This window comes from Alcaligenes faecalis, assembly GCF_041521385.1.
Classification (GTDB): Bacteria; Pseudomonadota; Gammaproteobacteria; order Burkholderiales; family Burkholderiaceae_B; genus Alcaligenes; species Alcaligenes faecalis_E.
Map to the genome: position 1 here is coordinate 1939571 of NZ_CP168006.1, position 26637 is coordinate 1966207.

Below are 26637 nucleotides of genomic sequence, written 5' to 3' on the forward strand. Positions count from 1 at the left end.
AAATTACTTTGTATCTTTAGGGTGAACAGTTATTAAACAGGCGTCTTTTTCAAGCTTGAAATTTCGTACAGCGTTCAATAGGCCAGCAGCCTTCACATCACGCTGCCAGTGTTTGGCAACTTCCTTTTCATCTTGACGAATAAAATCATCCATCAAGAAATCAATGTGGGCATCCGGAAAGTGCTGCATCACAATGGGGCCCGCAGGATAACGAGCTTTGGGACCTGTTGCTGCTGGGGGGCCATCTACAATCACCAAAATACGTTTTCTGGAGGCTTTCTTTTGTTTAGCCAATTGCGCCAGAGCAGATTGGCAACTGTAGTAGGAGTATGTTTGACTATCGGCACCTTGCCACTCTTGCAATGGAGCCAGAGTTAACTGAACACCCTTTTCCAGACCAGCTTGTTGCAAATAGCCCAAGGTCTGCTGGTAATAGGCCTCCAAATGGTCAAAGGATATAAAGTGAGCCGAGGCAGCTTGCTGTCGCTCAGCAATGGAGGCTAATGTTCGTGCCACAATCACGGTAGACATGCCTGAGCCGAACTCGATCACCAAATCGTATTGCTCGAGTACCAAACGCTGTATCAGACAAAACGCAAAATCGGCAGACACTGGCCAGCTATGGCTTTCACTATTGAAGGCTGGCAAAACGCCCGTTGCAAAATACTCCTGCATACTCACAAAAGACTGAATTTGGCGAGCCGTATTCAGACTGCTTTTCTGTACGGACAATTCAATCTGGCGATGCGCTCTGGCCAACTCTTCTGCCTGCGCTGTCAACATCCCTTGCAGCGTCTCAGGTGAAATCAAATCGCGCGCAGCCAAACCTTGAACTTGCTTACTCAAATCCTGAATCAAGCCTGCCTCGCGCTCAATCTGAGCGATCAATTTCTGCTCCAGCTCCCGCTGCTTGTTTTCTAAAGCTGCCCTCGCTTTCTCCAGGCTCAGTTGCTCTCGCCCCTGCTGCAATAGCTCACCCTGTCGCTGTGCAGCCAAAGCAGCCTGCTCAGCATGCGCTGTGGTCATGGCATTTAATTCCATCTGGACAGACTCGCAACGGTCCAGACGCTGTGCCGCTAACTGAGTCTGCTCTGCACATACCAGTTTCAAGGCATCCAGCGCAGTTTGTATTGATAGCCGCTCATTATGCTCTTGAGTCCTCAGAGCACTGATTTTCTCCTGATCTGCCAACACAGCTTCTGCCTGATGCTGAGCAGCCTCTGCTTGCTGTTTAGCCTGCTCCAGAAGCTTGGTTTGCTCATCGAACTTCAGTTGCAAAGCGCTGATATCCAGCGCCAGTGCCTCACAATCACTTTGCGCCTGCGCTGTCAGTGCCTGCTGCTCATCATGGTGCAAACCAAGAGCATCCAGCTCCGACTGCAAGAACTCATTTTGTTGCTGCTCTTTTTCCAGCAACTCCGTTTGCTCATTCAACTTCAACTGCAAGGCAGCAACATCCAGACTTAAAGCCTCATGCTCACTTTGCTTCTGGTTCAGCAAACCCAAGTGATACTCATGATTTTCATTTAATGTCGCAAATTGAGACTGCAGAACAGCATGTTGCTGCCGCTCTTCACTCTGAAGCTCCAGATGCTCCTGTAGCCGCGCCTCCAAAACGCTAATCTCCAAGCGCAGAGACTCGCACTCATTTTGTTTTTGAGCGGCAAAAAGCTGCTGTTCATCGTGACGAAGGGCCAAGGACTCCAGTTCCGCCAACAGCGAGGCTTGTTGCTCGTTGTGCTGTTTTTCCAGCTCTTGCAGTCGATCTCGCTCCTGGAATGCCTCGGCTAAACCGGCTTGCAATACTCGACACTGCTCAAACCACTGCGATACCTGCTCTTTTTCATCACGAACTGATTGCTGCAAACTCTCAATACTCTGCTTGAGGCCGATGCACTCTTGTTCTTGCTGCTCAATCAGCACACTCTGCTGCTGACTGGTCTGCTTGTATGTCTTTGCTTCCTCAGCTAATGCTTGCATGTGTGCTTGCAATTCATCAGCACGTTGTATCTGCAAGTCCCGGTCTTGTCGCAACTGAGCCAACTCCTGCTCCAGCCACTGAGAGTGCACACGCAACTCTTGCGATACATTCATTTGCGCAACCCGCTCTTGATCCAGGTTTTGCACCTGGGTATGCAGGCTAGCCAACTGTGCTCGTTGTTGCTCGACGGTTCCTGCCAATGCGTCACGCGCTTGAGCCAGCTTCTCCCACTGAAATTGAACCTGTTGTTGCTGAGTATCCACCTCATAACGCAGACGAGCCTGCTCCTGACGGTACTGCACTGCCTGCTTCAACAGCCGCTCTTTATGGCGCATCTCTGATTCGGTGAACGGTACATCTTGCGGCAAAAGTTCAAGCCAAGCCTCTGCCTTGATAAAATCCCCAGCCTCATGAAAACGGAAAGCCAACCATTTCTGCCGAAAACCTCGTGGCTCCAGTGCATAAGCCCGGCTTGCCATTGAAGCAGCCACTGCAGGCTCCGTTTCCATCAAAGTACGAGCAAGAGCGGTCCAAGCATTTGCTTGGACCGCATTGGAAGCAGTCGTTCGACTTAACAACTCCTGCACCTGGCCTTGTCCGCCTTTTTGGTATGCCTGAATGACTTTATCAAAAGATTTCCCCCCCAATGCTGCAGAAGGGGATCCATGTCGATTCTGCCGCCATGCCCGATGCAAACGCCCCGGCACCGAGAAGAACGCCCCAGCCGATCGCGTCCCCTCGATCAGAATATCCCCCAAACGACTGGGCAATGCATAACGAGCCTGTAACTCATTCAACTCACCTTGAGCCTCCAGCATCGCCTGATAACGTATATTTTCGGCTTCAATCTGAATCAGCCGTTCATCCACAGGAGCAATCTGAATCACAGTAGGCACCACATTGGCCGCAATTACTTGCGGCTGGTAATGCATACGCTCCAGCTCCTCTTGCACAATCTTCAATTGCTCCAATAAAAGGCGGTTTTCATCCTGCAGGATATGAAGCTGCATAGTCTCTGGCTCATCCCCACCCGGCACAGGCTGAGTAACAGGCTCGATAGTCATGAGGTTTTTTTCCAAAATTATCTATTAGTCCACATGGTCCAAGACAATGCTCTTAAGCAGCTTCAAAATCCCTGCCAGGATCAACGCCACCAATAGCGTCACCAAGGTGTTATACAAACGGCGAGGCTCCAGCGGATACTCAGGCAAAGTCGCAGACTGCAGCACGGACACCTTCTCCAACATTCGAGTGGCATCAATACGCCCTTTTTCCAAGGCACTCAAAGAAGACTTGTATAGCTCCTGGGTGAACTGCACATTCATCTCCAAGCGATAAAACTCTTCTACATACTTATTCAAAGTCCCACCCGAGGGCGTCGCCAACTTCAGCTTCTCTTCCTTGATCTGCGTATCCACAGCCTTCAAAGCCTGTTTCAACATCAGAATATTCGGATGATCGCGGTCCAAAGATTTGGGCAATGAAGCCAACTGTGTCTGCAACTGGGCTCGCTGGGACTCCAAGGCTGCCACAATTGCATTAATGCTTTCTGCTGTCGCCTGTGGAGAAAGTAGGCCGGCCTTGTTCTGATAGTTCAGCAGATCCTGACTTGCTTTTTGAAAACGCTGCTGAGCTTGATCGACCTGCGTCACCAAAAAGTCAACCTGCACTTGGGCCATCTCATGACCAAGCACGTTCATATAGCGTTCCCCTTCCTGAACCAGCTGTTGAGTTATTGCTTGTGCCATCTCAGGGTCATACGCCTGCACTTTAATACGCAACACGCCTGAGAACTCATCAAACTCAACCTGAACACGGCTCAAATAATGCCTGTGGAACCATTCCATGGAAGCATCCTGAAACCACATACGAGACACCAAGTCATGCTTTGACGAGCTGTAGTGAGTACGCAAATCCAACGATTTATCCAGCTTCTTGAGCATATCGATAGACAGCAAATAGTCGCGTAGCAACAACTGATTCGCCCGATCTACCGAGGCCACTCCTGATACAAGCATGCCTAAATCAAATGTTGGTGCTCCGACCGAGTCTGTCTTACGGATAATGACATTCGCCTCAGAAACATAACGCTCAGAGGCAAACGCCAACCAATACACGGATGTAAGGACCGCCAAAATCAGAATCAGATTTACCGCATGATCAAACAAGCGGAATGAAAAGCACGCCTTCACTCGATCCAAGAGAGTGAGTCGTTTTGATGAGACCCGTACAGGAGAGCTACTAACCTGTGCGGATGCGCTGGGGGTTTCAGTCATTTGGGAAGCGAGTCCTTGTAGGCATTGAGCGCATCATCAATCTGGTCAAACCAGTGCGCTTTTCCTTTATGCAGCCAGACACCAGCCTGGCAGAATTGTTTTAAGGTTTTATTATCGTGAGCCACCATAATCAGGCCTGCACGATTGGTCATGGTTTTAAACGCATCCGCCGCTTTCTTGCGAAAAGCAGCATCACCTGCTGCGGTCACTTCATCGGAAATGTACACATCAAAATTAAAGGCAAAAGACAAGGCAAACTGCAGCCTAGAACGCATGCCCGAGGAATAGGTATAAATTGGCTCTTCAAAAGCCTGTCCCAGCTCGGAGAAATCCTTTATGAAGGCCAGTCGATCAGCCAAATCCTCCTGATGACCATGCACCCGACAAACAAACTTGGCATTCTGGCGTCCAGTCAAATTCCCTTCCAGGCCACCATTACCCATAGGCCAAGAGACACGACATAAACGCTGCACAGTTCCTTTACTGGGATGATCAACTCCGCCAATCAGACGTAAAAGCGTGGATTTTCCAGCACCATTGGAGCCAATAAGACCTACGTTTACTTTAGGCGGAATAGTCAGATTGACCCCTTCCAGTACCCACTTGCCAACGCCGTGCGCTGTCTTATATCGCTTGTAAACATCATCGACGATGATCATCTCATCACCAACTGCAAGGCAAAACGTCGGTACAGGAGCAAGCCCAGAAACAAACTAGCGACACCCCATGCATACAGGTAGCCCATACTGACACCTGGCACCACGTGATAGAAACTGGAAAATCCGTGACGAACCAACTCAAGGCCATGCGCGATCGGATTGAACAACAACCAGTCACGATATGGCCGAGGAATCGCTGAAATCGGCATAATCACGCCCGAAATCAAGTAAAGCGGAAGCATCAAAATCTTAAGAATATGTTCCGTCTCACGCACCAACGCCATTAATGCTGAAGCAACCAATCCGTAACCCATACCAAACAGCCACAACCCAAACACCGCCGTCATAACCTGTATCGGATCATCAGGCCGGATGTCATGCCCAAGCAACGCAACTCCCGTCAAGATCACCGCTGCTACCAACGCCATCAAAAACGCCTCCAAACTGCCACGCACAACTGATGCATCAAAAGGTTGAACCTGACGATAGGCAAATAAAGGTTTATTGCTATCAACGGCGTACATCACTTGAACAGCCGTACGACGAAAAGTAAAAAAGGCCAACATCCCAACCACAATCCAGATCATGACGTCGATGCCACCTACTGTCTTCATCCGGATAACAGTAAACACAAATGTCATGAAACTGATATGCAGCACCGGCTCCATCAAGAGCCAAAACCAGGCAGCACGCATATCAAACAGACGATCCAGCGCCTCACGGAGAAACAGCGCCCGCCAGACCGACCAGGTGACGGCCATGGGGCTGCGCACCTGATTACTCATCTCGGCCTCTACTAACAATGTTGAGTGCAACCATGAGGTTCATCAATTCACCATATTGTTCAAGGTCGTACTAGGCACAGCCACCGATACCACCAGACGCAGGAACTTCTGGAACTCAGCCGCTGGCGAGTTGGAAACATAGATCACGTCCTTGTCCTGAACCGGGAAGTTCTGGGTAACGAAGAAAGAAGCCGGGTCGCGCAGGTCGATCTCGTACACCACGGGTACGACGCCTTGCTTGTCCAGCAGAGGCGATTCAGCAGCGCCGTCCACCAGCGCGGCATCTTCAAAGCGGAAAACAAACACACCGCGAGCATCCGCGCGCGACGTATCCAGGCCACCAGAACGGGCCAGGGCCTGAACCAAAGAGATGCCTTTGGCTTCAAACGGAATTTCTTCGTTCTTGCCGGTTGCACCCAAAATAGAGAAGCTCTGGTTCTGGTACAGCGCCGTGATCACATCGCCCGGCTTCAACATGATGTTCTGGTTGGGATTACGGATGATCGTATCCAAGGCCATTGTTGATGTGTTCTGCTCACGCGAGAGCTGAATGGCAATACTGTTGACCGCCTGTTTAACGCCACCACCCGCAGCCAAGGCATCCAGCAAACGCTCGCCTTTCGGTGTCAAGGGCATCAAGGTGCTTTGATTGACCTCACCCACCACGGTTACGTTGGACGTGTTGTTCTGGATGACTCGCACCAGCACTTGAGGGTTATTGGCCTTACCTTGTAAACGCTTGGCAATGCTTTCTTCAATCTGTTGGGTATTGCGGCCCTGGACGGCAATACGGCCTGCAAAGGGCATGCTGATCATGCCGTCGGGCGTGACCATCTGCTGAGGGAAAGCAACAGCATTGGTCGTTGCTGCCGTTGCTTTGGGATCCAGCGAAATCGTGCCAAACAGCATGGCAGGCGGGGCTTCCCATACAGACACTTCCAGCACATCGCCAGGGCCAATCAGGTAATTGTTCGAGCCGGTGCTGGGAAACTGGGCTGCAAAGTCACCCATGCGTTTTTTAGCGGCCAATTTCTTGGTCAGCTCGTCTGTCACGTTGACCAGGGTGATGCCTTCTATACGGCCTTCACGTCGTTCCTGTACTTGCTGTCGGCTGGGGCCATCGGCTGGCATCCAGTCCGGCATCGTGGCACATCCGGCCAGTACCGCAACCAGGGTGCTGGCCAGTACGGGTCGTCCGATTGCTGCAATCTTGCTTACTGCTGTGTGTAGTAATTGAGCCATGCTTATTTCTTCATGAGCGTATGAACGGTTTCACACGCCAGGTCTATGTCATCCTGGCTATGCGTGGAAGACAGGAAAAAGCGCAAACGTGCTGCTTTTTCTTCTACCGCAGGATGGATAATGGGTTGCACATTCAAACCGGCATCAAACAACTGGCCGGACAATTTGACTGCTTTAAGAGAACTGCCGGTAATCGCAGGAATGACGGCGTAGCCTTGGGCAAAGCCGGTATTGATTCCCAACGAGCGCATCGAATTCAGAAACTGACTGCCACGCTCTTGCAGGTTCTGTACACGCTCCGGCTCCCGACGCATGATCTGCAAGGCTTTGAGTGAAGCAGCCGCCAGCACGGGGGAAATACCCACGCTGTACACAAAACCGGAAGCAGCGTATTTAAGCAGCTCTACCAGCGCACGATTGCCTGCGATATAGCCGCCGCAACTTGCCAGGGTCTTGCTCAAGGTGCCCATCCAGATATCGACATCACGGCCTGCCACACCGAAATACTCGTGTGAACCACGGCCCGTTTTGCCCAGCACACCCAAAGCATGAGCTTCATCGACCATCAAAAACGCTTTATAACGCTGTTTTATGTCAATAAATGCGGGCAGATTCGGAATGTCGCCATCCATGCTGTACAAGCCTTCGACCACAATCAGTACACGCTCGAACTGGCCACGAATGTCAGCCAGAATGCGCTCCAGAGCGGCGCTGTCGTTGTGAGGGAAGGAACGGCGGGCGGCACCCGATAACTGGATGCCTTGCAAAATACTGTTGTGGATCAGGCTATCGTGAATGACCAGATCCTTGGGGCCAAACAAGTAACCAATGGTGCTGACGTTGGTGGCGTGTCCACTGACAAAAACCACACAATCATCCACCTCGTAGTTCTGCGCCAGCTCTTCTTCCAGCTCACGCTGTACACGGCGCTCGCCCGCGACCAAACGGCTGGCCGAGGCGGAGGTGCCGTACTGGTCCATCGCGGCTTTGGCGGCCGCATTCACTTCGGGGTGTGCAGACAGACCCAGATAATTGTAATTGGCAAAGTTCAGATAGTCGCGCCCGTCGATACGGGTGTGCGCGGCGGCGACACCGTCGTGGCTGCGGAAAAAGGGGTTACGCACGCCCATACGATCGGCCATGGCCTTGGGCACCAACATTTTCTCGTAACCGGGGTGGCGGTCAAAGCGGGTGTAGGACTCCGGAATATGGCTGGCCGCGCCCTGATGGCTTGCAGACTGCTCGGCCATGCGGCCATTGCTGGCCGCTTGCCCGGTTTTACGTCCCAGAATGCGCTGGATCAGTTGTGCTTTACTGCCTGGCGCCAGATCGTTCTTACTCATTGATCAATGATGTTCCTGTTTCTGCCAATCGCTGTACATCTTGCGCCAAACCTTGCAAGTCCGCCTCGGACATATCGTCCCCGTGCTGACGCACCACATCGGCCACCAAATGCCCAGCATCCTGCTCTGCCGAGTCCTCGCTACCGGCCATCAACTTGTCCACAATGCGGGTCGCGACGTTCCACACGGTGGGAGAGTCATTCAGAACCATGGCGGGCAACTGTACGCCAAAGCGTTGCTCCAAACCCAAGGCCAATTCCACCGCCATCAAGGAGTCCATGCCCAGATCATGCAAGGATCGCTGGGTTTCAATACGGTCTACTTCAGTACGCAAAATGTTCGCGACTTCTTGCGCCACCCACTCAGCCACCAATGTGTGAATTTGCTCGGGCGTTTTACCCGCGATCAAGGTATGAATATCCTGGCTGTCGCTACCAGAATCATGGTCCTTGCGAGCACGGTTCAAAATGGCAAAGCGTTCGCTCTGGGCCGAAGCCAGCAAACGGGCCAAGGCATTCCAATCGAAGTTGGCAACGATGGAGACTTCACCATTGACGGCCAATACGCGGTCCAGTTGATTCAGCGCCTGATCCGACTGCAAAGGTGCCTTGCCCAGACGTTTGCCCAGGCTGTCCTTAACGGTTTCATTGCGTGTCAGGTAACCTGCGTCGCCAATCGGCCCCCAGGCAATGCAAGAAGCCGCCAGACCCTGGTTCTGGCGCAAGCGCGTCAGACCTTCCAGACCCGCGTTGGCAGCCACATAGTTCGCCTGTCCAGGGTTACCAATAGAGGTCGTCACGGAGGAATACAGCACGAAGTGGGACAACTGCAAATCGTGAGTAGCCAGGTGCAGATTCCATGCACCCACCAACTTGGTTTGCAGCACCTTGTCCAGACTGTCCCGATCCATATTAGCGATCAGACGGTCATCAAACACGGCAGCAGCATGCAACACGCCGGTCAGTGGACTATCACCTGCCTGAATCTGGGCGACAAGGGCGTGCACTGCGACAGAATCAGTAACGTCACACGCCACGATTTGCACACGACAACCTTGTGCCTGGAACTGCTCCAACAGGTCTTGCGCACCAGGGGTATCAGCACCACGGCGACCCGCCAGGACCAGAGAGCGCACACCACGCTTGACCAACCATTGGGCTGAGGCCAAACCGAAACCAGACAAACCACCCGTTACCAACCACGTACCCTGTGCGGACAGGTCGATAAGGTCAGCCGCTGGTTTTACGGGCAGGCGGGGCTGGGCATCTTGCAAGGACACCACCAGCTTGCCAATATGACGAGCCTGCTGCATGGCACGGAATGCATCCAGCACATGCTCGGCACTAAAACTACGGTAAGGCAGTGGGAACAGCGCGCTATCATGGAACAGCGCCATGACTTCCTTGAACAAACGTCCCGCCAAGGCTGGGCGCCCTGTCAGCAACTGGTCGGCATCAATGCCGAAATAGCTGATATTGCTCTTGAAGGGGCGCAAGCCAATCGGCGTATTCTCGAAGAAGTCACGCTTGCCCAGCTCCAGAAAGCGGCCAAACGGACTCAACACATCCAGGCTGCGACGCATGGCTTCACCCGCCAGCGAGTTCAGCACCACGTCCACGCCTTCACCGCCCGTGGCATCCATCACGTCCTGGGCGAAGCTCAGACTACGCGAATCGAACACATGATCAGCGCCCAGCAAGGAGGCGAACACACGTTTCTCGTCCGTACCGGCGGTAGCATAAATCTCTGCGCCCAAATGGCGGGCCAACTGGATTGCGGCAATCCCTACGCCACCTGCCGCGCCATGTATCAGTACTTTTTCACCGGGCTGGATATGAGCCAGATGCGTCAGGGCGTAATACACCGTGAAGAACACGGTGGGAACCGTTGCAGCCGCTTCAAAACTCCAACCTTCGGGCATAGGGGCGACGGCATCCGCGCGTGTCACCACATGGCTGGCAAAGCAGGAAGAGCCAAAGCCCATCACGGGCTGGCCAACAGCCACATTGGCGACATCAGCGCCAACGCGTGTCACCACGCCCGAGAACTCCAGGCCCAGACTGGCACCGGCAAAGCCGTTTTCCACAGCTTCGTCCGGCAACAAACCCATCAAATACATGACGTCACGGAAATTCAGACCCGCTGCCATGGTACGGACTTCAACCTGATCCGCAGCCAGACTCGGAGTTTGAGCAGCCTGCCATTCCAGATTACGCAACTGTCCGGGCACCTGGAAGTCCAACTTGAAGCGAGCATCCTGGCTTTGCCGAGCCGTCGCTGCCGCCGTAGCCTCTTCCAACACCAAGGTATGGCGCGCGTCTTGGGACAAGACAATTTCTGTCGCACCATCTGGCCACAGTAGCTCGCGCTCCAGACGCTGAGCGATATTGCTGGCACTCACATCCCCGGCCAGATCAATCAAGGTGCAGGACAAGGCCGGCAGCTCGTTCATCACGACACGCCCAAAACCCCACAAGGCCGACTGGGCTGGATTCACCGCCCAATCCAATTCCTCTGCCATCGCCGGCAAGGCACCACCTTGCGTCACCAGAAACAGGCGACTTGCAGCGGTACGGGCGGACAAGTCTTGCGTCAAAGTCAGCAATTGCGCGCTGGTCTGGCTGGCAGCAGCAGCGGTGTCAGCCCAACCCAGCATCTGCACCACGTTCAGAGTGCTTTCATCAGCCAACGCGTCGGCACTCAGTGGCCAGGCTTGGGTGTTGACCGTCTGGCCAGCGGCTTCCAAACGGGCCTGCAAAGAATGGGCTTGCGTTTGGGACGCCTCGTCAAACACCAGCAGCCACTGTGCTGTAGTGGCCGTGTCTGGGTTGTGACCCTCCTGCTTTGTCGCGGCGCTGGCCAGAAGCAAGTAAGCCCCTTCACTCAATTCCTGGGCAGCAAGCTCTAGTGCAGTTTGAATCGGCTCAAAACCCGCTTGCTCCAAAGCCTTCTTCCAGCCTTCTGGCGATAACAAAGAGGAGGATTGCGACTCACCGGCGGCATACCACCAGTTCTGATCCAAACCGGACAGAAAATCGGCATGCCAGTCAGGGTGGCACTCGGCCAAGAGCAAGACACCACCGCTTGCCAGCCATTGCTTGCTACGCATCAGGGCTGGCGGCACATGCACGGTACGGTGCAGGCTATGACGCAAAATCACGACATCAAACGGTGTATTGTCGTCCTGCTCCAGTCGCCACTCTTGCAGGTCAACACCGACCACCTGCACATTGGCCAAAGCATGATGTTGCGTCGCCTGACGTGCCTGCAAATCGGCATCCGGCAAGGCCAAGACATACTCAAACTGGTCCTCAGACAGACAAGCAGCCAGAGTCTTGGGCAAATCGCTTGGGCCTACGGCGATTTCCAGCACTCGCAATCGCTGGGAAGCGGGCAAGTTCGTAGCCAGCTCTCGCAACTGAGCTTCCAGTGCCAGACGTACACCCAGATACATGGGGTCATCGTCATACAGCACTTCAACCACCGGAGAACGGCGCAAGGAAGCCAGCAGTTCTTCGCCCGACAGCTCTCCACGCAACAAAGCGGGCAGTTGGCGGCCCACCGAACCAATCTGGGTCAGTTGTGGCAAGCTGCTCGGCGAGTCCTGCAAAATCATGCGCCACAAATCCTGGGCGGCAGGTATATCGGCCTGCTCCACCACACGCCAGCCTTCGCCATCTTGCAATAGATTTTCACCACGCAGCAGCTCGCTCATCCAGCGGACATACGGGCTATTCAATACTTCAGGGCTGAGTTCGGAAGGCTTTACGTCCTGGAAAGCCTCATAAACAAAGGACAGGCTCAAGGCATCCAGCAAGGGCAAGGTTTGCTGAAACCATGTTTCGCGTTCTTGCTGTTGATCAGCCAATGCTGCCCAGCCACGTTGCGCCAATTGTTCAGGCGAGAGCGTAACGGCGGCTCGCTCATCACAAGGATGAGGGCGCAGATACGGGGTAATTTGCCAGGTGGAGACCGCGTGGCGATCCTGGCGCAAGAAATGTGCCGCGCGGAAACGGCAAGCCTGGGCGCTGGCCAGCAAGCGGCCATCCGCACCATACAGCTCAAAATCCGCCAGTACTGAACGGGCACTGCTACGACGCAAATGTGCACGGAAATGCGTCACCTGCCCTTCAGTGGACAAGGTAAAGCGGCCCACTTTCACAGGTAGCAAAGCCACGCCTTGGCCTGCTTCAATATCGTGTGCGAAGAAATCCACCAAGGACTGATAGCACACGTCCATCAAGGCCGGGTGCAACAGATAGCCGTCTTGCTCCAGGCCGACGGGCATTTCCAGTTCCGCATTCAGGTACGTATCTTGAACCTGCGAGGCTTTCAAACCCTGAAAAGCCGGGCCGTAATCCAGGCCCAGGGAATGCGCCAGACGGTAGTGGTGATCACGCTCAATCTGCAGTTCAGCCGAGGCCAAAGGCGAAAGCTCAGGCTTGGGCATGCGTTCATCCGAAGCCAGAATGCGACCACTAGCGTGTACCACCCACTCGTCCTGACTCAGGCGTTGGCGGCTCTTGATGTAGAAACTGCCATCACGCGGGTTCAGCACAAAACGCAGGCTGCGGGCATGCTCACCGTCAAAAACGAGCGGAGCCAAAATATCCAGCTCATCCACCAGGATCAGTGCGTCACCCAACCACTCACGGGCAGCAGCCAAGGCCATTTCCAGATAAGCAGCGCCGGGATACACCATGGCCCCACCCACTTTGTGATCAGCCAGCCAAGGCAGAATCACCGGGTCCAGCACGTTTTCCCAGCTGATATCGCTATCGGGCAAGCGCCAGCCCAGCAAATCATGCACACGACGGCGTTCGATAGAACGCATCCCTTCGGTACTGGTCTTGTACCAGTGACGCTCGCGCTGCCACGGATACACAGGCAACTCCACCGGCTGGCCAGGCACAGGGAAACGGGCTTTCAACTGCAACGGCAGCAGAGCCAAGGTATGCAGGGCCGTATCGACCAGACGCTGTGGGCCATCGTCATGCTTGCGCAGGCTGGACAGCACCACACCCTGAACATCGGCCTGAGTCAGGGTTTCACGGATATAACGCTGCAAAATGGCATGCGGGCCAATTTCCAGAAAAACACGGCAACCTTGTTTGGCCAGGCAATCAATCGCCTGCTCGAACTGTACAGGCTCACGAATGTTGCGCCACCAGTAATCCACCCCCAGTTCGTGTGGGGACAATTCCTGGCCGGTAACAGTCGAAACAAAACGGGCTTGCGGCGCCTGTTGGCCGGGCTGCAAATCGCCCAGGCTCTTTTCCAGATGCGGCAGCAAGCCATCCATATAAGGGCTGTGAAAGGCGTAATCCAAATCCAGCAGACGGAAGAAAACGCTTTGGCCTTCCAGGCTAGACTGAATGCGCTGCAAACCTTCCAGACTGCCGGACAGCGTGATGTTGGAGGGGCTGTTCACACCCGCCACATTCACACCCAAATCCGCACCCACACTGTCCAGCAAGGTGTTCACCGCTTCCAGTGACAGACCAATCACAGCCATCCGGCCTTGGCCACGAGTCAGACCTTGAGCCTGACTGCGCGCACAAATCACGCGTATGGCTTGTTCCAAATCCAAAGCACCGGCGGCCCAGGCGGCAGCGATTTCGCCCACACTGTGTCCGGCCACCGCATCAGGTTCAATGCCCTCTTCGCGCAACATGCGCGTCACAATAACTTGCAGGGCAAACAACAAGGGCTGGGCAACGGTTGTGTCATCCATGCGGGAAGCGGCAGAATCGGCCAGCAATTGCTCCCGCAGCGAGAAACCCGCCAAAGGCTTCATCATGGCTTCCAGCTCGGACAGCAAAGCCGCGAAACGGGGGGACTCGCGCAACAAGGTCACGCCCATGCCCAACCACTGCGCTCCGTTACCGGCGTAGATAAAAGCCAGTTGGCCTTCTTTACCCAAGGTATCTACCGTTTGCAGACCCTGCAAGTCTTGCCCTTGCGCATAAGCACGCAGTTGCTCCACGCCTGTTTCAACTGTGTCAGGCTGAATGATCAACGCACGAGCCAAGGTCTGGCGACGGTACGCTACTGCATAGCTGACATCGTAAAACGCTTCTGCAGTCTTGCCGTCCAGCAAGTCCGCATAATTACCTGCCTGCTCACGCAGCGCCGCTTCTGTCTTGGCCGACAAGACCAAAGGCGGTAAAGCCGAGCTCGGCACAACTGTCGATTGAACGGCAGTCGCTACGGGAGCCTGTAGCAAAACGTGCGCGTTGGCACCACCAAACCCAAAAGAATTAAGCCCCGCCACCAAAGGCTTGCCGTCGGTACGGTGCAACTCACGACCCTCAGGCAACAGCTCCAGATTCAAGCCGTCAAAATCAATCGCGGGATTAGGTGTTTTCAAATGCAAAGCAGGCGGTAGGGCCTGATGCTGCAAAGCCAGCACTGTTTTAACCAAACCGGCCATGCCAGAGGCCGATTCCATATGCCCCAGATTCGCTTTAACCGAGCCTATCGGTAAAGGCTGTTCGCGCGATTTGCCATACACCGCACTGATTGCGGTGGTTTCAATAGGATCACCGACTGCTGTACCCGTACCGTGAGCCTCGACAAAGTCCACATCCCCCGCAGTCAGGCCGCTGCGCTCCAGCACGGAGCGCATCAACTCAATTTGTCCCTGGCAACTAGGGATGGTGATACCCGTCTTGCGAGCACCATCGGCATTCACGCCCGTTGCCAAAATAACAGCCTGTACCGAATCACCGTCGGCCAGCGCCTGCTCCAAGGGCTTGAGCATCAGTACCGCACCGCCTTCAGAACGGACATAGCCATTACCGGCTTCATCGAACGCCTTGCAGCGGCCGTCTGCCGACAACATCGACGCTTTGGTAAAACCAACAAAGGGATAAGGGTGCAGCAACAGATTGACGCCACCGACCAAAGCGGTGGAGGCCTCGCCATTACGCAAACTTGAACACGCTTGATGCAGGGCCACCAAGGAAGACGAGCAAGCGGTATCCACCGCCATGGACGGTCCGTGCAGGTCGTAGATATAAGACAGACGGTTAGCCGCAATGCTCATGGTATTGCCGGTCATCATATGGGCAGTCAGGCTGGCCAAATCATCCAGGCCGCGCATGCCGTAATCCAGACCGGAAATACCGACATACACCGCACAGTCACTGCCGGCCATGGAGGACGGTACAACGCCCGCATTTTCCATAGCTTCCCACGACAGCTCCAGCAACAAACGCTGTTGAGGGTCCAGCCAGGCAGCTTCGCGTGGGGAGATACCAAAAAAATCCGCATCGAACTGGTCAATACGCGACAGGACGCCAGCCGAAAACGTGATGCTGCGACCAGGCTCAGACCTAGTGTCGTGCTGCAACTCGACGGTCGCCCAGCGGTCGGCAGGAATTTCCGTAACCAGATCACGCTTTTCAATTAAAGCGTTCCAGAACTGATAGGGTTGCGATAAATCGCCGGGAAAGCGAAACGCCATACCAATAATGGCGATTGCTCCTGACGCAGTATTGCTTTTATTAATATCCGTACGGGATGCTTCCAAGCCCTCAGCACCCTTGCCTGTATTTTGAGACACGCACCCTACCCTTTCGATCTTTACTGACTTGCCCTATCACCGCGAAGCACGGAATAGTCATATTTGATAAAACGCTATTTTGGACAACGACTTCTGACATAGTCGTGTCCTAGGCAGCACACCAGTAAACAATGGCAAAAATTACAACCCGTTACTATGACTTACAAACGAAAATTACATGAAAATCATAAAATTTCCATGTAATTTAATAATATTCATTTTTGACTTTTATTTAATTACTCACACAAAAAAATAAAATATCCAAATTAAATATCCACTATTAATATTGTTCTATTTATTGCTTACAACAAAAAATGAGTGTTTGAAAAACAACAAAACCCTAGATATATTCACCAAGAAAGCCTAATCAAGCCGCCCAGGCAAAATATCGAAGGCATTTTCACTTCACTGCCACCTTAAGCAAAATGAATTTTAAATTTGATATTAAGCAAAGACTTTTACTTGCCAAAAACTTTTCCCTCTTGGCTGTCATCTGCCGCACTGCAAAAACATTAGCAGCTCGGAATGTTACCATTACGTAGTTGTTCTAATCTATATAGAATTGAAATGAGGCCAGGCTCACTGTAACAATCCAATGCTGCACTAAAGCCATCAACCAAGCTTCTGCAGGACTATCAGGCAACTTACAGGCCAGCCATAATTGACACTCAAGTACGTTACAACAAGAGAAAAAAGACCAGCCAATCGTATCTAAAAACTCATTTTTGATACAAACACCACATACGGACAAGTAGCGCAAAACCGCTATTGATGCCGGTATACGACGCCCCCCTTTCTGACTTGCCCCCCTGTGTTGCCAAAGCAGTGTTTTCCCTTAGCCGCCTCAAAAGCGCCCGAATCAGGACATTTTTTCGGGGGTTATCCCTTATCTATAGCTAGGTTCACCTAGGCTCTATACGAATTGCCTTATGGCCTGACTGTCGCACGCCGTTACATTGAAGTGGCTTGATCTAATAATTAATCCACTCTGGAGACATTTCATGGGTACGAACGCGACTACCGCACCCGTCGACGAACGATTACCAAACGGCAGGCTGGCGGCGCTGGGCTTGCAGCACGTTTTGGTAATGTACGCCGGTGCTGTCGCGGTTCCACTAATTGTGGGCCGGGCATTGAACCTGACATCTGAAGAAGTATCAATCCTGATTGCGGCTGACCTGTTTGTCTGCGGCATCGTGTCCATCATTCAATCGATGGGCTTTACACAGTATTTTGGTATCAAGCTGCCCGTCATGATGGGCGTGACCTTTGCCGCTGTCGGCCCCATGGTATCCATGGCGCAGGCCAATCCTGGCCAGGAAGGAGCCCAGTTGCTCTTTGGCACCGTAATCGGAGCGGGGATCATCACCATGATCATCGCCCCTGCCGTTAGTCGCATGCTGCGTTTTTTCCCACCTGTGGTGACCGGCACCATTATTGCCATGATCGGCATTACGCTGATGCGTGTGGGGATCAACTGGATTTTCGGCAATCCTGTTGGCCCTACCGCCCCCACGGTCATTAACCCCGACCACCTGGCCTGGATTCAGCACGCACAATCGGCCGCGGCCATGCCCGGTTCTGCCTTGCCCCCGCCCCCTGAGGGCCTGGCCTTGAAGGCTACCGTGCCCAACCCTCGCTATGCCAACCTGAGCGGTCTCGGTATTGCGGCCATCGTACTGACCTCGATTCTGCTGATCGCTAAATTTGCAAAAGGCTTTCTGGCTAACGTGGCCGTATTGCTGGGTATTGTCATTGGCGCAGTTGTGGCATCGGCCATGGGCATCATGACTTACGAAAAAGTGGCCAACGCTGCCTGGGTGGATCTGGTTCTGCCGTTTCACTTTGGCATGCCCAAATTCAACATTCTGCACATTGCGACCATGACCCTGGTCATGATTGTCGTGCTGATTGAATCTACCGGCATGTTCCTGGCGTTGAGCGACATGACAGGCAAAAAAGTAGATCAGAAAGATCTGGCGCGCGGCCTGCGTACCGACGGCCTAGGCACCTTGCTGGGTGGTATCTTCAATACCTTTCCGTACTCCAGCTTCTCGCAAAACGTGGGGCTGGTCGCCGTCACTGGCGTGCGCAGCCGCTTTGTCTGCGTGGCCGGTGGTGTGATTCTGGTCATTCTGGGCCTGCTGCCCAAGATGGCTGCCCTGGTCGAGTCCCTGCCCACGGTCGTTCTGGGTGGCGCCGGGATTGTCATGTTCGGTATGGTAACAGCCACCGGCATCCGCATTCTGTCCGGCGTGGATTACAAGACCAACCGCAACAACTCCATGATTGTGGCCATCTCCATTGGCGTGGGCATGATTCCGCTGGTTGCTCCCAACTACATGCAATGGATGCCTCACGCCATTCACCCGCTGATCGAATCGGGCATCTTGCTGACCTCGATTGCGGCTGTTTTACTGAACCTGTTCTTTAATGGTGCTAAAGAAGATACGCATGCAGCGGTAGAAGCGGCCAAGCACGCCGAAGCCTGAAACACTTGCCGAGCGTGTCTTGAAACCGGCCTGTCTCTTCCCAGAAAGATAGGCCGGTTTTTACCGACCGGCTAGGTATCAAGTAACGATGCCTCGCTCAGATGCGGCCAACGGCAACAGGCATATGAGTTATTTTTCTTGCTGAGCCACCCAAGGCTAGAAACGCCCCCCTTGGGAGGCATTAGGCCCAAGCTGCGATGCACAGCCCGTCTTTTTCTGTCATCACGACGCAAAGCGACGCGCACCGGCCACACATAAAGCCGCCCCCAACGTAACCCAAATCATGCTGGCATGAACAGCCTCTCCTAATAAGGCAGCAGCCAGACCCAGACCCATAAAAGGCTGTAACAACTGCAACTGCCCTACCGCAGCAATCCCGCCATGCGCCAGCCCCCGGTACCAAAACACAAAACCCAAAAACATGCTAAAGACCGACACATAGCCAAAGCCCAGCCAGGCCGAGGCATTCACACTGCTAACGCTCTGCGGCCAGAACCAAACCATCATCACAAACATAAAGGGTGCGGACAGCACCAGCGCCCAGCAAATAACCTGCCAGCCCCCCAAACGCCGCGACAAACGTCCGCCCTCGGCATAGCCCATGCCACACACCACCACGGCGGCCAACATGTACAAATCGCCTTGCCAGGCAGCATCCAGGCCTTCTTGTGCGGCATAAGTCATGACCACCAAACTGCCCAGAATAGAGAAACCCCAGAAAACGGGCTTGTGGCGTTCACCCGCCAAAATCACACCAAACACGGCCGTACACAAAGGCAGCAAGCCCAGATACACAATGGAATGCGCCGAGGTGATGTACTGCAAGGCCAAGGCCGTCAACAAGGGAAAGCCCAGAACCACCCCAAAACCGACCAGAGCCAGGGAGGGCAGATCGGCTCGCTGCGGCCGCGCAACTCGCCCAACGAGCAGCCAGATCGTAGCCAGCAACGCCGCCACTACCGCTCGCGCTCCAGTCAGGAAAAAAGAGTCCATACCCAGCACAGCAACACGGGTCGCCGGTAAAGAACCGGCAAAGATTGCGACGCCCATAAAGCCGTTTAGCCAACTGACTGCTTTGCTATCCATCATTCGCTCCGACAAAGATGCTTGTCAGTACAACACAGCTATGCCAGCATACACAGGCACAGTCCAATACAGTTTTAAAAAACTGTACTGCTAATTAGCCCCATACACTCTGTCCGAGCCCGCTTCATGCCTGCCGTCACCCGTATAGACCTCATCATGCAATCCGTGCGTGAACGCATCGCGGCACGAACCTATCCACCCGGCACCCGACTGCCTTCGGTACGCGCCCAAGCCCAGACAGCAGGGGTTTCCGTGTCCACCATCGTGGAAGCCTATGACAGGTTGGCGGCTGAAGGCCTGATCCAAGCCCGTGCAGGGTCAGGCTTTTACGTGACAGCTCCGTTGGCCCCCCTGAACTTGGCCACCCTGGACCCGGCTTTGGAGCGGGATATTGACCCCTTATGGATATCGCGCCAATCTCTGGAAGCCAATGCAGATGTCGTCATGCCAGGCTGTGGCTGGTTACCCTCGGACTGGATGTACGACCAAGGGGTGCGCCGGGGTCTGCGCAAGGCAGCGCGTAGTCACAGTGCGGACTTAACAGACTACGGTTCACCGCTAGGCCTGGAAGCGTTGCGCCAACTGCTGGCCCGCCGTCTGGTGCTGTCCGAAATTGATGCCGCTCCCCATCAAATCATGCTGACCGACTCGGGCACACAGGCCATTGATCTGATCTGTCGTTTTTTTCTGGAGCCAGGCGATACCGTCCTGGTGGATGACCCGTGCTACTTCAATTTTCACGCTTTATTGCGCGCCCACCGCGCCAAGGTCGTCGGTGTGCCCTACACCCATCAAGGCCCCAACCTGGTCGCTTTTGAAGCAGCACTGCAAGAGCACAAGCCCCGCCTCTATATCACCAACTCTGGTATACACAACCCAACCGGCGCTCGCCTGTCGGCGACGACGGCACATAGCGTACTGGCTATGGCACAAGGTGCCGACCTCTACATTATTGAAGACGACATTTTTGGAGATCTGGAAACCCGACCTGCTACCCGGCTAGCCGCACTGGATGGCCTGTCCCGCGTCGTGCAAATAGGCAGTTTTTCCAAAACACTGTCAGCCTCACTGCGTTGCGGATACATCGCTGCCCAGACTGCCTGGATCGAAAGTCTGGTTGATTTGCGTACCGCTACCAGCTTCAGCAGCAACCACCTATCTGCTCAAATTTTGAATAGTGCGCTGAGCGACAGCGGCTATCGCAAGCATCTGGAACGCGTTCGATACCGGCTCTCCAAAGCAATGGACCACAGCGTGACACAACTGGAGCAGCTCGGTCTGACGCCCTGGCTACGCCCCCGCGAGGGTATGTTTCTATGGTCACGGCTACCTGCTGGACATGATGCCCTGAGTCTGGCCCGTGCCTGCCTGCCACATGGCGTGATACTGGCTCCAGGTCCTGTATTTAGCCAAGCCCCTGATGCCAACCAGTTCCTGCGTTTCAACGCCGCACAGTGCGGTGACAAACGCGTTTTTAGCGTGCTGAAACGTGCACTGGACAAGGAGCTGTCTGTGTAAATTTCAGACCTCCTGCCACCAAGACCCATTCAGTATTCCGAGCATGCACAGAGGATTACAATCTGCTCTGTTATGCGAGCCATGCGGACCACCACCACTGCCCCCACTCCCATGTCCCCCAAAGACTTACGCGATTTATTCCTGCTGGCCGCCATCTGGGGCGGCTCGTTTTTATTTACGCTACAAGCGGTCCCCGATTTTGGCCCCTTTCCACTGACTGCCGTACGCGTCGGTTTCAGCGCCCTGGCCTTGATGAGCTACATCACCGTCACCGGACGTTTACCCTCCTTTCTGGCGAACTGGAAACCCATCTTTGCACTGGGTATTCTGAATGCCGCTGTGCCTTTCTCCTTATACGCCTTTGCCGCCTTGCGGCTGGAATCGGGGCTGCTGGCCGTCTTGAATGCCATGGCTCCCTTGTTCGGTGCACTGGTGGCTCGAGTCTGGCTGAAAGAGCACCTGACACCCAGCCGCATTTTGGGGCTTTGTCTGGGTTTTTTGGGCATTCTGATTCTGGTGTACGACAAGCTTAGCTTCAATAAAGGTGCCGAAGGCTGGGCCGTACTGGCATCTTTGCTGGCTACCGTGTTCTACGGTATTGCCGCCAACTTTACTGCCCGTTACCTGCGCGGCGTGCCGCCACAGGCTGTAGCCGCAGGTAGCATGGTCAGCGCAACGCTGGTTTTATTGCCAGCCGCTATTTACTGGTGGCCCACCCAGTTTCCGGGTCTACACGCCTGGGGCGCGGCGCTGTCTTTATCCTTGCTGTGTACGGCGGTCGCCTACCTGATTTTTTACCGCCTGCTGTCCAATGTCGGCCCCTCCAAAACCATTACCGTGACCTTTCTGGTGCCGCCTTTCGGAGTGTTGTGGGGTGCCTTGCTACTGGACGAAGCCCTGACCGCGCAGATGCTGATCGGTATGAGCACCGTGCTGTTTGGCACCGTGCTGGCCACAGGACTGATCGGCCAGCGCAAGGCAGCGTAGATCAGCGACGCCGTCCATGGAAAATAGAGAGCAGACGGCTCTACCTCACCGTCCAATTTCACGTAAATTCACTGGCGATGCCTAAGACGGTCAGCAATGCTAATCATCCAGCCCCTGCTCATGCCGCCAATGCTGATAGCGTTGTTCCAGCACCAGGCGCAAGGCTTCATAGTTGTCCCAATCGTCGGACACGTGATAAATCGATGGCAGGGCCGCGTCGTCCAGCGTATCCACGTAATCGTCCAGAAACAGCTCGTCGTAATAAAAATCGCTGAACGCTTTACCCAGCTCAGACAAGTCTTCGCTGACCAACACATCCTCGCAACACGCTTGCAGCAGGTGTGAGCCTTTGAGCATGTGATCACGGCACTGGCGAACCTCGTTAGGGAAGCGATCCACAAAAGCCTTCGCCAGCAGGTCTTTTTCCACCAACCAAGACAAATACATGCCTATGTGTGTACGACCTCCTTGCGGGCCCAGATCGGCGGGATAGTCTCCCCCAACATGCCAGTCTACGGCGTCATACTTAACGGGATCAGTGTGCGTTTTCAATGTCGAACCTCCGTAGGGATGCGTATGTCCTGAATCAGTATATCGATCACACCGCGGGTTTTACGAAAACTATCTTAATCATATCAATCCATTAGCCACTCACACAGGGGGCAAGCCCATAAAAAAGCCGCCCGCAGGCGGCTTTGTCCAGCAACGATAGAAACAGAAGCAGATCGGAAATTATGTCCGCTCGAAAATTCCGGCGGCTCCCATGCCGGTACCAATACACATGGTGAGCATGCCGTATTTCAGTTGACGACGCTGCAAGGCATGAACCACGGTAGCGGCACGCATGGCACCCGTTGCACCCAGAGGGTGACCCATGGCGATAGCACCACCCAGCGGGTTGACGCGCTCGGGGTCCAGGCCCAGATCACGAATCACCGCCAGAGATTGAGCAGCAAAGGCTTCGTTCAGCTCGATCCAGTCCATCTGGTCTTGCTTCAGGCCAGCCAAGGCCAGCGCATGAGGCACGGCTTCTTTAGGGCCGATACCCATGATCTGGGGTGGCACACCACGGACCGAGAAGGTCACGAAACGGGCCAGCGGTGTCAGATTGTGTTCGCGCAAAGCACGCTCGGACACCACCAGCAAGGCACCTGCCCCGTCCGAGGTCTGCGAGCTGTTGCCAGCCGTGACCGAGCCACGCGCAGCAAACACAGGTCGCAGCTTGCCCAGCACGTCCAGGCTGGTATCAGGACGTGGACCTTCGTCACGATCAACCACTTGGGTTTTGACGGAGATTTCCTGAGTGCTCAGGTTCGGTTGGCGACGCGTCACGCTCACAGGCAGAACTTCGCCCGTGAACTCGCCTGATTCCCAGGCCTTGACGGCTTTCTGGTGCGAAGCCAGGGCAAACGCATCCTGATCTTCACGGGACACTTTCCACTGACGCGCCACTTCTTCAGCGGTCAGCCCCATGCCATAGGCAATACCGTAGTTTTCGTCCGAGGCGAAAATCTCGGGGCTGAACGTGGTGTTCACGCCCATTACCGGCACCTGGCTCATGGATTCCACACCCGAAGCCACGATGATATCTGCTTGACCCGTACGAATACGGTCAGCAGCAATCGCAATGGCGCTCAAGCCCGAGGCGCAGAAACGGTTGACAGTCATCCCGGCTACGGTGTGCGGCAGGCCTGCCAGCAAGGCAGAGATACGCGCAACGTTAAAACCTTGCGGGCCTTCAGGCAGGGCGCAACCGGCTACCACTTCTTCAATGGCGGCAGGGTCCAGTTTGGGCACATCGGCCAGCATGCCGCGAATGGCTTCCGCCAAGAGCTCGTCAGGGCGGTAGGACGAAAACACACCGCGAGGCGCTTTTCCGATGGGCGTACGCTTGGCAGCGACGATATAAGCTTGTTGTACAGTCATGTCTACTCCTTGATCCGCTCTAGTTACGCACTGGCTTGCCAGTGCTCAACATCCCAGTAATACGTTCCTGGGTCTTGGGGGAATTGAGCAGCTCCAGGAAAGCCTGCCGCTCTTGCGCCATCATCCAGGCTTCATCCACCAGCGAGCCTGGATCCACATCGCCCCCGCAGATCACGGTTACGACCTTCTCGGCAATATGGAAGTCATATTCCGAGATGAAACCACCTTCTTTCATGTTCACCAGTTGAGCTTTCAGCGTGGCGATGCCATCGCGGCCGGCAACCGGGAAGCGACGTGGCAACGGAGCACGCCAACCGGCGCTGGCCAGAGCCTGTGCCTGACGGACGGCCACGTACACCAGTTCCTGACGGTTCATGACGATGGTGTCGGACTCTTTCAGGAAGCCAAGCTGACGAGCATCCAGAGCGGAGCGCGACACCTGTGCGCTGGCGATCGCCAGAGCAAAACGCTTCAGGTAAGCCAGCAGCGGGGCATCAGGTGCTCCCATAGCTTGCAGTTCAGCCGAGCGACGAGCCGAGTAAGCCAGACCACCTGCGCCTGGAACCAGACCCACACCCACTTCAACCAGACCAATGTAGGACTCGAAGTGAGCGACGCGGTGCGCGCAATGCACAGCCAGTTCGCAACCACCACCCAAAGCCAGACCAGCAACCGCAGCCACCACAGGTACTTGGGCGTAACGGATACGCAGAACCATGTCCTGCATGGCGCGCTCTACCGGCTCAACACCGGCCACGCCTTCTTTCTCGAACACGGGCAAAATGGCTTTCAGGTCAGCGCCAGCGGAGAATGGATCCCCATCCTGGGCCACCACCAGAGCCTGATACGAAGCTTCAGCCAGTTCAACCGCCTTGAACATGCCATTGACCACACCAGGGCTCAGCGTGTGCATCTTGGTCTTGAAAGACACAATCAACACATCTTGTGGGTGCGGCGCAGGCAGCGTCCAGCAGCGTACCGATTCATCCTCGAAAACCGTGGTGGTTTCCAGGGACTCGACCTCGCCCACCAGCAAAGGTGTACCAATGTGGCGCAGGTAAACGGGCAGATCGCTACGGCCCTCAAAGCGACTTTGTGCAGGGTTCCAGGAACCAGCAGCGGTATGCACGCCTTGCGCTTCCCACACGGGGCCACGGGTAGCCCAGTCTGGCAGCGGCTGGCTGCTCAGTGTCTTGCCGTCTTGGATATCCTGGTTGATCCACTCGGCCACCTGACGCCATCCGGCAGCTTGCCAGATCTCGAACGGGCCTTGCTTGTGACCAAAGCCCCATTTCAAGGCCAGATCCACTTGACGGGCGTTGTCGGCAATGTCTTGCAGGTGAATAGCACTGTAGTGGAACGTGTCGCGCAGCACGGCCCACACGAATTGAGCCTGAGGCTTGTCGGACTCGCGCAACTGGCGCAGGCGCTCAGCCGGGTCACGTACGGCCAGAATGGCGGCGACATCGGGATCGATTTTCTGGTCAGCGGCCACGTAATCGCGCTGCTGGGCATCAAAACGCTGAATTTCACGGCCCTTCTTGCGGAAGAAACCGGCACCGGTCTTTTGACCCAAAGCGCCTGCATCAATCAGGCCCTGCACTTCTGGGGGCAGGCCAAAGTGTGCTTTGAAGCTGTCATCAGGCAACTGATCCTGCATGGTACGGATCACGTGTGCCAGGGTATCCAGGCCAACCACGTCAGCAGTACGGTAAGTACCCGATTTGGCGCGCCCCAGCCGAGTGCCCGTCAATTCATCAACCTGCTCGTAAGTCAGGGAGAAACGGCGAGCCTGCTCAAATACAGACAGAATGCCAAAAACACCGATGCGGTTACCGATGAAGTTGGGGGTATCTTTGGCGCGCACCACACCCTTGCCCAGTTGTGATACCAGGAAGGCTTCCAGAACATCCAGCAGCTCGGGCTGGGTGTACTTCGTGGGGATCAGCTCCACCAAGCTCATGTAACGCGGTGGGTTGAAAAAGTGCACGCCACAAAAACGTGGACGCAAGGCCTCTGGCAGAACATCTGCCAAAGAGGTGATGGATAGGCCGGACGTGTTGCTGGCGATGATAGCGTTGGGATTCAGTGCGGGCCCGATCTTGCGGTACAGATCCTGTTTCCAGTCCAGACGCTCGGCAATAGCTTCGATCACCAGATCGCAATCGGCCAGACGATCCAGATTGTCCTCGTAGTTGGCGGGCTCGATCAGGTCGGCCAGGTCTGGCGTACCCAAAGGAGCAGGATTCATTTTGCGCAGATTGGCAATGGCACGGATGGCGATGCCATTTTTTGGCCCCTCGCGGGCGGGCAGATCAAACAGAACTACTGGTATGCCTGCATTCACGCAATGGGCGGCAATTTGCGCGCCCATGACGCCGGCACCGCACACGGCGACCCGACGCAAGGTACGGGCACTGCCCGTCACTGCACTGGCTGAACTAGATGTCATAGGTTTGTCTCCAGGAAACTGAAACCCCACGCAGCATAAGGCCCCAAACGGACGCTCTACGATGCGAGGCAATCGAATAATCGTACACGCACAACCGGCATTAAGACCCAAAAGTCTTTTTTATTTTCAATCAAAGATGGGTATAGATCAAATCCAACTTCATAAAACTGTCCATGTTCTGATCCTGACCAGCCTGCCCATCCTCTTCAACGCCCCATCCGAATTTCAAACGATCGTTTCAATATCTTTTATTTCAACGCATTGAAGCCATAACCAGCCCATTTTCTCACTCCTTATCAACGATCATGACAGACTCCCTCAAG

At 54.7% G+C, this 26637-nt stretch carries 14 protein-coding genes; 3 read left to right on the top strand and 11 right to left on the bottom strand.

The features are described from left to right. Positions 1–3 precede the first annotated feature (3 nt). Genes ACDI13_RS08750 through ACDI13_RS08780 form a run of 7 tightly spaced genes read right to left on the bottom strand, consistent with a single transcriptional unit; the run spans position 4 to position 15853 of the window. Positions 4–3045 carry a hypothetical protein gene (locus tag ACDI13_RS08750; RefSeq protein ID WP_316988891.1) on the bottom strand — a complete coding sequence of 1014 codons (3042 nt, stop codon included), beginning with the start codon at positions 3043–3045 and terminating at the stop codon, positions 4–6. A 24-nt stretch (positions 3046–3069) separates the two neighbouring features. Continuing rightward, on the bottom strand, positions 3070–4257 hold the full coding sequence (locus tag ACDI13_RS08755; protein WP_316988892.1) for a chain-length determining protein: 1188 nt from the start codon (positions 4255–4257) through the stop codon (positions 3070–3072). Beyond that, complete coding sequence (locus ACDI13_RS08760; RefSeq protein ID WP_316988893.1) at positions 4254–4916, bottom strand: ABC transporter ATP-binding protein; 663 nt, start codon at positions 4914–4916, stop codon at positions 4254–4256. The genes ACDI13_RS08755 and ACDI13_RS08760 overlap by 4 nt, the downstream gene beginning before the upstream one ends. Beyond that, complete coding sequence (locus tag ACDI13_RS08765) at positions 4913–5701, bottom strand: ABC transporter permease (protein ID WP_316988894.1); 789 nt, start codon at positions 5699–5701, stop codon at positions 4913–4915. Before ACDI13_RS08765 ends, ACDI13_RS08760 begins: the two co-directional genes overlap by 4 nt. Positions 5702–5743: 42 nt before the next feature. Next, positions 5744–6943 (bottom strand): polysaccharide biosynthesis/export family protein, encoded by a 1200-nt coding sequence (locus ACDI13_RS08770; RefSeq protein ID WP_316988895.1) that lies wholly within the window; start codon positions 6941–6943, stop codon positions 5744–5746. Positions 6944–6945: 2 nt separating this feature from the next. Continuing rightward, complete coding sequence (locus ACDI13_RS08775) at positions 6946–8286, bottom strand: aminotransferase class I/II-fold pyridoxal phosphate-dependent enzyme (protein WP_316988896.1); 1341 nt, start codon at positions 8284–8286, stop codon at positions 6946–6948. Beyond that, complete coding sequence (locus ACDI13_RS08780) at positions 8279–15853, bottom strand: SDR family NAD(P)-dependent oxidoreductase (protein ID WP_316988897.1); 7575 nt, start codon at positions 15851–15853, stop codon at positions 8279–8281. Before ACDI13_RS08780 ends, ACDI13_RS08775 begins: the two co-directional genes overlap by 8 nt. Before the next feature lie 1001 nt (positions 15854–16854). On the opposite strand from ACDI13_RS08780, the gene ACDI13_RS08785 reads away from it, so the two are divergent. After that, positions 16855–18345, top strand: coding sequence for a nucleobase:cation symporter-2 family protein (locus tag ACDI13_RS08785; protein WP_316988898.1), 1491 nt, complete (start codon positions 16855–16857; stop codon positions 18343–18345). Positions 18346–18567: 222 nt separating this feature from the next. Here the strand turns inward: ACDI13_RS08785 and ACDI13_RS08790 are convergent, their stop codons facing one another. Continuing rightward, positions 18568–19431, bottom strand: a complete 864-nt coding sequence (locus ACDI13_RS08790) for a DMT family transporter (protein WP_316988905.1) — start codon at positions 19429–19431, stop codon at positions 18568–18570. Between the two features lie 126 nt (positions 19432–19557). On the opposite strand from ACDI13_RS08790, the gene ACDI13_RS08795 reads away from it, so the two are divergent. After that, positions 19558–20949, top strand: a complete 1392-nt coding sequence (locus ACDI13_RS08795) for a PLP-dependent aminotransferase family protein (RefSeq protein ID WP_316988899.1) — start codon at positions 19558–19560, stop codon at positions 20947–20949. Between the two features lie 81 nt (positions 20950–21030). Continuing rightward, positions 21031–21936 (top strand): DMT family transporter, encoded by a 906-nt coding sequence (locus tag ACDI13_RS08800; protein ID WP_316988900.1) that lies wholly within the window; start codon positions 21031–21033, stop codon positions 21934–21936. Positions 21937–22035: 99 nt separating this feature from the next. Here ACDI13_RS08800 and ACDI13_RS08805 read toward each other — a convergent pair whose 3' ends face one another. The 3 genes from ACDI13_RS08805 to ACDI13_RS08815 form a co-directional block, all read right to left on the bottom strand. After that, positions 22036–22488: a hypothetical protein gene (locus tag ACDI13_RS08805; protein WP_316988901.1), complete on the bottom strand. Its 453-nt coding sequence runs from the start codon at positions 22486–22488 to the stop codon at positions 22036–22038. A gap of 180 nt (positions 22489–22668) precedes the next feature. Then, entirely contained in the window at positions 22669–23862 is a 1194-nt protein-coding gene (locus tag ACDI13_RS08810; RefSeq protein ID WP_316988902.1) for an acetyl-CoA C-acyltransferase, read from the bottom strand. 19 nt (positions 23863–23881) lie between these two features. Then, a complete protein-coding gene (locus ACDI13_RS08815) occupies positions 23882–26236 on the bottom strand; it encodes a 3-hydroxyacyl-CoA dehydrogenase NAD-binding domain-containing protein (protein WP_316988906.1) in 2355 nt (784 codons plus the stop codon). Positions 26237–26637 lie beyond the last annotated feature (401 nt).

Coding starts and splice junctions, on each gene's coding strand:
- ACDI13_RS08750 (WP_316988891.1), bottom strand. CDS start 3,045: ATGACTATCGAGCCTGTTACTCAGCCTGTGCCGGGTGGGGATGAGCCA.
- ACDI13_RS08755 (WP_316988892.1), bottom strand. CDS start 4,257: ATGACTGAAACCCCCAGCGCATCCGCACAGGTTAGTAGCTCTCCTGTA.
- ACDI13_RS08760 (WP_316988893.1), bottom strand. CDS start 4,916: ATGATCATCGTCGATGATGTTTACAAGCGATATAAGACAGCGCACGGC.
- ACDI13_RS08765 (WP_316988894.1), bottom strand. CDS start 5,701: ATGAGTAATCAGGTGCGCAGCCCCATGGCCGTCACCTGGTCGGTCTGG.
- ACDI13_RS08770 (WP_316988895.1), bottom strand. CDS start 6,943: ATGGCTCAATTACTACACACAGCAGTAAGCAAGATTGCAGCAATCGGA.
- ACDI13_RS08775 (WP_316988896.1), bottom strand. CDS start 8,286: ATGAGTAAGAACGATCTGGCGCCAGGCAGTAAAGCACAACTGATCCAG.
- ACDI13_RS08785 (WP_316988898.1), top strand. CDS start 16,855: ATGGGTACGAACGCGACTACCGCACCCGTCGACGAACGATTACCAAAC.
- ACDI13_RS08790 (WP_316988905.1), bottom strand. CDS start 19,431: ATGGATAGCAAAGCAGTCAGTTGGCTAAACGGCTTTATGGGCGTCGCA.
- ACDI13_RS08795 (WP_316988899.1), top strand. CDS start 19,558: ATGCCTGCCGTCACCCGTATAGACCTCATCATGCAATCCGTGCGTGAA.
- ACDI13_RS08800 (WP_316988900.1), top strand. CDS start 21,031: ATGCGGACCACCACCACTGCCCCCACTCCCATGTCCCCCAAAGACTTA.
- ACDI13_RS08810 (WP_316988902.1), bottom strand. CDS start 23,862: ATGACTGTACAACAAGCTTATATCGTCGCTGCCAAGCGTACGCCCATC.
- ACDI13_RS08815 (WP_316988906.1), bottom strand. CDS start 26,236: ATGGGCGCGCAAATTGCCGCCCATTGCGTGAATGCAGGCATACCAGTA.